The sequence below is a fragment of the Planctomycetota bacterium genome (genome assembly GCA_033763975.1).
GTDB lineage: Bacteria > Planctomycetota > Phycisphaerae > Phycisphaerales > UBA1924 > RI-211.
In genome coordinates, this window is the sequence record JANRJM010000003.1 from 117105 (window position 1) to 124852 (window position 7748).

The 7748-nt window shown below is 70.6% G+C and carries 8 protein-coding genes; 4 read left to right on the forward strand and 4 right to left on the reverse strand.

Annotated features, from left to right (window positions below; all coding sequences use genetic code 11):
* The first annotated feature begins 14 nt into the window (after nucleotides 1-14).
* Nucleotides 15-506, forward strand: coding sequence for a crossover junction endodeoxyribonuclease RuvC (locus tag SFY69_02835; GenBank protein MDX2130972.1), 492 nt, complete (start codon nucleotides 15-17; stop codon nucleotides 504-506).
* A 157-nt stretch (nucleotides 507-663) separates the two neighbouring features.
* Here SFY69_02835 and SFY69_02840 read toward each other — a convergent pair whose 3' ends face one another.
* Nucleotides 664-1500: a DUF4114 domain-containing protein gene (locus SFY69_02840; protein ID MDX2130973.1), complete on the reverse strand. Its 837-nt coding sequence runs from the start codon at nucleotides 1498-1500 to the stop codon at nucleotides 664-666.
* Between the two features lie 224 nt (nucleotides 1501-1724).
* On the reverse strand, nucleotides 1725-2348 hold the full coding sequence (locus SFY69_02845) for a riboflavin synthase (protein ID MDX2130974.1): 624 nt from the start codon (nucleotides 2346-2348) through the stop codon (nucleotides 1725-1727).
* A gap of 312 nt (nucleotides 2349-2660) precedes the next feature.
* Here SFY69_02845 and SFY69_02850 point away from each other — a divergent pair, with 312 nt between their 5' ends.
* From SFY69_02850 to SFY69_02860, 3 genes are read left to right on the forward strand one after another with little or no spacing between them, the layout of a single operon-like run.
* A complete protein-coding gene (locus SFY69_02850) occupies nucleotides 2661-3662 on the forward strand; it encodes a PQQ-binding-like beta-propeller repeat protein (GenBank protein MDX2130975.1) in 1002 nt (333 codons plus the stop codon).
* A 17-nt stretch (nucleotides 3663-3679) separates the two neighbouring features.
* Nucleotides 3680-5269 (forward strand): bifunctional phosphoribosylaminoimidazolecarboxamide formyltransferase/IMP cyclohydrolase, encoded by a 1590-nt coding sequence (gene purH, locus SFY69_02855; GenBank protein MDX2130976.1) that lies wholly within the window; start codon nucleotides 3680-3682, stop codon nucleotides 5267-5269.
* Between the two features lie 60 nt (nucleotides 5270-5329).
* Nucleotides 5330-6073, forward strand: a complete 744-nt coding sequence (locus tag SFY69_02860; GenBank protein ID MDX2130977.1) for an HNH endonuclease — start codon at nucleotides 5330-5332, stop codon at nucleotides 6071-6073.
* An 86-nt stretch (nucleotides 6074-6159) separates the two neighbouring features.
* Here the strand turns inward: SFY69_02860 and SFY69_02865 are convergent, their stop codons facing one another.
* Together SFY69_02865 and SFY69_02870 are read right to left on the reverse strand one after the other, a co-directional pair.
* The gene (locus SFY69_02865; protein MDX2130978.1) at nucleotides 6160-6513 is read right to left on the reverse strand and encodes a hypothetical protein; all 354 of its coding nucleotides are present in this window, start codon (nucleotides 6511-6513) and stop codon (nucleotides 6160-6162) included.
* 650 nt (nucleotides 6514-7163) lie between these two features.
* Nucleotides 7164-7748 (reverse strand): hypothetical protein (locus SFY69_02870; GenBank protein ID MDX2130979.1); only part of this gene is annotated, 585 nt, incomplete at its 5' end.

Consider the following 7748-nt stretch of genomic DNA (forward strand, 5'->3'; position numbering starts at 1 on the left):
CGATACTCTCACCCGTGCGCGTCCTCGGCCTGGATCCCGGCCTCCGCATCACCGGCTACGCCTGCATCGCGCCGGGCGCCCGCACGCTCACGCTCATCGAGGCCGGCGTCATCCGCCTCGCGCCCTCCAGCGGCCCGGCCCGCCCCGTCTCGCACCGCCTCGCCGAACTCGACCGCGACCTGCGCGATCTGCTGGCCCGCGTCCAGCCCGACCTTGTCGCCGTCGAGGGCCTCTTCGCCCACCCGGCCCACCCCGCCACCGCCATCGCCATGGCCCACGCGCGGGGCGTCATCCTGCTCGCCGTCGCCCAGAGCGCGATCCCACTGGCCGAGCTCAAACCCGCCGCCGTCAAGAAGGCGCTCACGGGCTCGGGCCGCGCCGACAAGCCCCAGATGCAGCGCGCCATCCAGCACGCGTTCGACCTCGCCGAGCCGCCCGAGCCCCCGGACGTCGCCGACGCGCTGGCGATCGCGTACGCCGCACTTCACCGCGCGCCGGTGACCTGAGCCGCTTCCTGCACGAGCCCGAAGCGCACGCGAGGGCCATGCGGCCCAGCACTCGCCGCTTCGCCGCGTTCCCAACTCACTTTCTTCGCCCCAAAAAAGAAACACGCCCGCGCTGCCGCGGGCGTGCGTCGATCAACTGTGCAGGGAGTCAGCAGTCTCAGGCCGAGCGGCGGCGGCGGAACGCCAGCACGCCGAGGCCGGCCATGCTCAGGCCCGCGCCGGTCGGCAGCGGAATCACGACGAGCTCCATGACCAGATCGTTGAAGTCGCGGTCATCGGGGCTGCCACCCTGGTTGATGTCCTCGAAAGCCACCACGAAGCGACGACCGCCGCCCGCCCCGAGGATCTCCCACGCCACCATCTGGTCACGCTGCGCGACGTTGAGAGCCGCGTACGAATAGTGGGCGTTGTTGGTGCCCGCGGCGTTGTTCGCGCGCATCCACATGAAGCTCACGGGGCTGCCGATGTTGACCAGCGTGCCCGCGGCCGGATCGTTGTACCCGGAGGCCACGGACGTCACGCCGCCGGTGAAGCCGCCCGCCGTCAGCGACGTGCGGTAGCCGAAGAACTGCGAGTACCCCGCATACCGGGCCCGCGCCTCGAGGCGCACCGTGCCGTCGCTCCACACCTGGTCGAGGTCGCCACCCGCGCCCGACACGCCGCCGGCGAGGTTGAAGACATTTGCCAGCGCCGACGGGCTGCCCGCGTTGAAGTCCTCGATGCGACGAGCAGTGACGCTGCCGTTGAGGAACAGATCGCCATTGATCGAGCCCGTGATGCCCGCGGTGCTCGTCGTCCCGTTGTACATGCGGCTCAGAATGTTCACCAGGCTGTTCGGCCCGCCGTTCTCACCGCTCGGCGCGCCGTTGCCGCCGCCGGTCACCGCGCCGCGCGTCGCCGCCGACGAGCCGATGTTCACCGTCGTATACCCGGCCTGAGCCGTGGCAGCCGCCACCAGCAGGGCCACGCCCCCAACACTCATCACGCGATTCATCGTTTCTCCCTTCCTGCGTCCAGCGCGAACAAAGGCGCCGTCCGGTGTTTCTTCCCCTTCCCGCGATTGCGGGGATCTCCGGGCTCATAGTACCCTACCCGCGGATACTCACGCAACCCTACCATGTGAAAATCCCCCGGCTTCGCAGTATCTTGGCGCAGTTCGAACACGCCCGTTGAGGGGATGTCGGTCTCCGAACATAATGCTAATGAGACGCGCGGTGATTATCCGCTCAGTCGGCCGAGCGATCGCTCGACGCACGCCGCGACCGCCTTGGCGATCACGTCGCACTCGACATTCACTTCATCCCCCGCCCGCAACTCCGCCAGCGTGGTCCGCGCGAGCGTCTCAGGAATGAGCGCAACTTCGATTTCTGTTTCGCCGACTTCTGCCAGTGTCAACGATACGCCGTCCAGGCACACGCTTCCCTTGGGGATCATTGCCCGCATGAACTCTGGGCCCGCCGCGACCCGCAGTCGCCACCCGCGCGGGCCATCCTCGCCGTTGAACCGCACAACGCCGACGCCGTCGACGTGCCCCTGCACGATGTGCCCGCCGAGGAATCCTCCCGCCGGCAGCGCGTGTTCCAGGTTCACCCGTCGTCCGGGGCGCCAATCCCGAATCGTGGTCTTGGCGAGCGTTTCGGGCACGGCCTCGAACACCAGCCGCCAGCCGACCACCTCGCCCACCACCGTGAGGCAGCACCCCGCCACGCAGATCGAGTCGCCCGCCCGCGGCACGTGATCCCACCTCGACGCGTCCACCTCCAGGCGCACGACCCCCGCGCGGCCTTCGGCGGGCCCCGACGCCACGACTCGTCCCACGTACTGCACCAATCCCGTGAACATGGCGGACGGTACGCGCAGTTGACCCCGGACCCAAAGTCCTCGATACTCCTGTCCCCCTCGCCGCCGCGGCGTGCGAGGATGCGCACATACCGTCCCCGCAGTTGCACCTTCCGGCGTCGCCGGACCATGTGGAGTAGCCCCCGGATGCGCCGACGCCGCCAGTCAACCGTGTTCGCCGCCCTCACCCTCGCGCTCGCGTGCGGATCGGTGGCCCCGCTGTCCGCCTGTGCCGCGCGGCCCCGTTCCGACGCCGGCGACCCGCCCGCGTCGCAACCCACGACGCAGCCGGCGACTGAATCCCGCTTCCCCGTCGTGCATTCCGACTGGGGCAAGGTGGGCTACCGCCTCGACTGGGTCGGGTTCCCCTTCGGCGTCAGCGTGAAGAGCCGCTCCGTCGTCGCGATGTCGCTCTACCCCGACATCGCCGTCGTGCAGGAGTCGGGCAGCGTCGTATCGGCCATCGAGACCAGCAACGGGCAGAACCGCTGGGCGGCGGAACTCACCGGCCCGCTCACGAAGTGGGTCGGCGTCGTCCGCGAATCCAGCGATGCCGGGCGGCTGCTCGTCTGCAGCGAGTCCGAGATGTTCATCCTGGCCCCGGGCACGGGCAACATCCTGGGGCGCGAGCCGCTCTCGCGGGTGGTGAACACCTCGCCGGTGCTCGTCGATTCGCTGGCGGTGTTCGGCACGTCGACGGGCGTGGTGCAGAGCCACATCATCGGGCGCGGGCTTCCCTCGTGGGGCTTCGCGTCGCGCGGCGCGATCGACGCGGATCCGGTGCTCGTGGGCGCACAGATCGCCACCGTCTCGCAAGGCGGAGACGTGACGTTCCTGTCGACCTCGGGCGAACTGGTCGGGCGTGCCCGCGTGTTCGGCCCGCTCGACAACAACCCCGTGACCGACGGCGAGCGCCTCTACATCGCCTCGCGCGACCAGTCCGTCTGGTGCTTCGACACCGCCGGAAATCTCGTCTGGCGTCATCGCACGCCGCACCCGCTCTCCGCCCAGCCCGCGCTGCACGACGGCGTGCTGTACGTCGACCTTGGGCCCGGCGGGCTCACGGCGTTCGACGCCGTTTCCGGCGAGGTCAAGTGGGCCGCCAAGGACGTGCACGGCACGCCGATCGCGCTGCGCGACCGCCGGCTGGTGGTCCGCGATGCGGCGGGTCTGACCGTGGTCGACCCCGCGCGTGGCGACGCGATCGCGCGGATCGAACTGCCCGGCGTGGCCCGCGTGATGGCCGACGGGTTTATCGACCCCAACATCTACGCCATCTCCGACGCCGGCGTCCTCGCCAAGTTCATGCCCCGCTGACGGGCACGGAGCCCGTCATGCGACTCCCCATCCGGCGTGCGCTCCTGTCGGTCTCTGACAAGGCCGGGCTTGTGCCCTTCGCGGCGGCGCTCGCGCGCCGGCAGATCGAGATCATCTCCACCGGCGGCACCGCCGCCGCCCTCCGCGCCGCGGGCATCCAGGTCACGACCATCGACGCGCTGACCGGGTTCCCGGAGATCCTGGACGGCCGGGTGAAGACGCTGCACCCGGCGGTGCACGCCGGGCTGCTGGCGGTGCGCGACAGCGCCGCCCACGCCGCCCAGCTCGAGCAGCACGCCATCGGCACGATCGACCTCGTGTGCGTGAACCTGTACCCGTTCGAGCAGACGGTCGCCCGCCCCGACGTCACGCGCGCCGAAGCCATCGAGCAGATCGACATCGGGGGCCCCTCGATGATCCGCTCGGCCGCGAAGAACCACGCGTTCGTCACCGTCGTCACGGCCCCGGCGCAGTACGACCGGGTGCTGCACGAGCTCGACTTGCACAACGGCGAGACGACCCCCGCCCTGCGCGCCGAACTGGCGCGCGAGGCGTTCGCCCTCACAAGCCGCTACGACGCCGCGATCGCGGCGTACCTCACCGACGCCGGCGATGCGCGCTTCCCCCCGCTGCTCACGCTCACGTGCGTCAAGGTCGACGACCTGCGTTACGGCGAGAACCCGCACCAGGCCGCCGCCCTCTACCGGCGCGTCGGCAGGGCGCCCGCGGGCACGGTCCCGCTGGCGGAGCAGTTGCACGGGAAGGAGCTCAGCTACAACAATCTGAACGACGCGCACGCGGCGTTGTCGCTGGCGCGGGCGCTCGCGTCGCTCGATCCCGCGCGGGCCGCCGCCGCCATCATCAAGCACGCGAACCCCTGCGGGGCCGCCCTCGCGAACGACGCCCGCACGGCCATCGACCAGGCGATCGCGGGCGACCCGATCGCCGCGTACGGGGGGATTCTGGCGTTGAGTGCGCCCCTCGACGCCGACGCCGCGGATCGCCTGAACACCAAGGACGTGTTCCTCGAGGTCGTCCTGGCACCGGATTATGACGCCGACGCCCTGGCGACCCTGCGGGCGCGCTCGGCCAACCTTCGGATCCTGCGGGTGGGGCCGGAGGTCGGGCCGCCCGAGCCGCTGGAACTGCGGTCGATCCCCGGCGGGCTCTTGGTGCAGGAGCGCGACCTGCGTCTCGCCCACGCGGACGAGTACGTGCGCCGCGCCGGGCCGGCGCCGACGCCCGAGGCCCTCGATCTCGCGCGGTTCCTCGAGTGCGTGGCCCGCGCGCTGGTGAGCAACGCGGTCTGCATCGGGGCCCGGGGCGAATCCGGCGCCGCGATGCTCGTGGGGGCCGGGGCGGGGCAGATGGACCGCGTGACCGCCTGCCGCCTGGCGGTGGAGAAGGCCGGGCGTCACGCGTCGGGCGCGGTCGCGTTCTCCGACGCGTTCTTCCCGTTCCCCGACGGCCCGGAGATCCTGATCGACGCGGGCGTCCGCACGATCGTGCACCCGGGGGGGTCGAAGCGCGACGACGAGACGTTCGCCCTGTGCGAGGCCCGGGGCGTGACGTGCCTCACGACCGGCCTGCGGCACTTCCGGCATTAGCCGCGAGGACGTACTTGTCCCTCCCGCGCGGTGCTCGTAGAATTCCCTCCGGAGAGTGCCATGCACCGCCGGAGGCAAGCCAACCCGACGTCTCCCTCGCGCGCCGAGCCCGGCGCGACGGGCGATGACCTCGCGCACGACGTGCCCGCGGCGTTCATGCTGGGCGCCGACGCGTCGCAGGGCCTGAACGCCAAGGTGCTGGTGCTGAACACGGCATACGCCGCGATGCGCATCGTCTCGGCGCGGCGCGCGTTCTGCCTGGTGTCGCGGTCGATCGCCGAGATCATTCACGTCGAGCCGGGCGACGCGGGCCCGCGATATCTCAACTACGACCTCGCCTCGTGGATCGAGGTCTCCGCGCTCCAGCACGAGTTCGAGCGGGAGCGCCACGACTGGGTCCGCACCGTGCGCTTCGAGATCGCCGTCCCGCGCATCATCCGACTGCTCGGGTACGACCGCATCCCCGACCAGACCGTCAAGCTCAACCGGCGCAACCTCTTCGCACGCGACCGCAACCAGTGCCAGTACTGCGGCAAGACCTTCCCCACCAGCGAGCTCTCCATCGACCACGTCCTCCCGCGCTCCCAGGGCGGGCAGGACAGTTGGGAGAACCTGGTGTGCGCCTGCGTGAAATGCAACGCGCGCAAGGGCGGCCGCACGCCCCCCGAGGCCCACATGAAGCTCGTGCGCGAGCCCGTGCGCCCGAAGCGCAACCCGCTCATCTCCATCCGCCTGGGCCAGCAGAAGTACTCGTCCTGGAAGTCGTTCCTCGACGACGCGTATTGGAACGTCGAACTCAAGTGAACTCCAAATCGCAACGCCCGAGCCGCCGGTGAACCCGGCCGCTCGGGCGTGTGTGTTGTCGTCGTGAAGTCGTTCCGACGGGCCGCTTACTTCTCGCGCCGCGAGATGCGGATCGACCCGTTGCTGGTGTCGACGACCGAGCGCTGGCCCGAAGCGGCGAAGACGACCTTGGCCTCGTTGCCGCGCTTGTTGGTCGAGACCTGGGCCGCCTCCGTGCCAAGATCGACGGTCACCTTGCCGTTGCTGGTGTCGGCGATCAGTTCGCCGCCGAACGCCGAGCCGACGGCGAGCTCGATACGTGCGTTCGACGAATCCAGCCGCACCGGCCCCGTCGCCGCGTCGTCCAGCACGACGTCGATCGTCCCGTTGGACGTATCCGCCGTCACCGGCGTGCCGACGTCTTTCAGCGTGATGCCGCCATTGCTCGTGTCGGCCGTCACCCCGCCGCGCAAACGCTCGACGGTGGATCCGCCCGTTGGACGTATCCAGCACCGCCTCGCCCGCGTGGTCGCTGAGCGTGATGGCCCCGTTGGACGTGTCCATCACCGCCTTGCCCGAGAAGCCCGCCGCGGTGATCGCCCCGTTCGACGTCGCCAGGTTCAGCCCCTCGGCGTCCGGGATCAGCACCTCGAGCGACACGCCGGCCCCATCACGGGCTTTGCCCTCGGGAAACTCGGCCTTCACCACGAGCGTGCCGTCATCATCGCGCACCGCGACGACCTTGATCTGCCGGAGCTGCTCCTGCGATTTGCCGCGCACGGTCGCACGGACATCGACAGGCCCGCCGGAGGTCTTCGTAACGGTGATCCCGCCGTTGCGGGTCTTCACCAGCAGCGGCTTGCCCGGCACATGCTCGATGCCGAGCTGGCGGTTCTCCTCAACGCTCGACCAGCCGATGTCGGCGCCGCCGACGGACATGGCGCAGCCCAGCAGCGGCGTCGCGAGCCCCAGCGTCATCGCCGCCACCAGCACCCGCCCCGTGTTCCGCCGCGTCGTCGTGCGCACCGTCATGGCCAGCCTCCTTGGTTCGTGCTCCCCGTATTGGGACGCGCGACCCGGCGATTTCAGGCGTGGTGGTTTTGCCGCGTCGTCACGGCCCCGCGGTCGGCGGGGGAAGCGGGGGCGGCATGGCCGCCAGCTCGGCCCCCATCCAGCGCGACAGCTCCAGCCCGCCGACAAACAGCAGCCACAGCATCAGGTGGGCGCCGCACAGCATCGTCGCCTGGTCACGCCGCAGTTTGAACAGCGCCATGACCATGAAGAAGTACGCCGCCGCCGCCGCCGGATAGGCCAGGATCACGCTCAGCGTCTCCGGCGCCCCGGGGATGCGCTGATGGCTCACGAACTGGAACGTCGCGAACGCCAGGAACATCCGCCCCGCGGCCCAGTCGTACCGACCGACCTGGTGCTTGGCGAGCTTGGCCGCGATCGCGACCGCGACGATCCCCGTGCCGGTGTGCACCAGCGTCTGGTACAGCGTCAGCAGCACGACGACGACGATCAGCAGCGTCGTCGCCCGCCCGCCGGAGTAGATCGACGCGTTGACGCCCGCCGCGATCATCGCCCCGAGCGCACACCCGCCCGCGAGGGCCGCGTGCGTGCCGGGGCTCATGCGCGACGGCTTGACATACTCCGGCCGCGCGTCGCCCCCCGGCTCGGGCGGCTCAACCTCGCC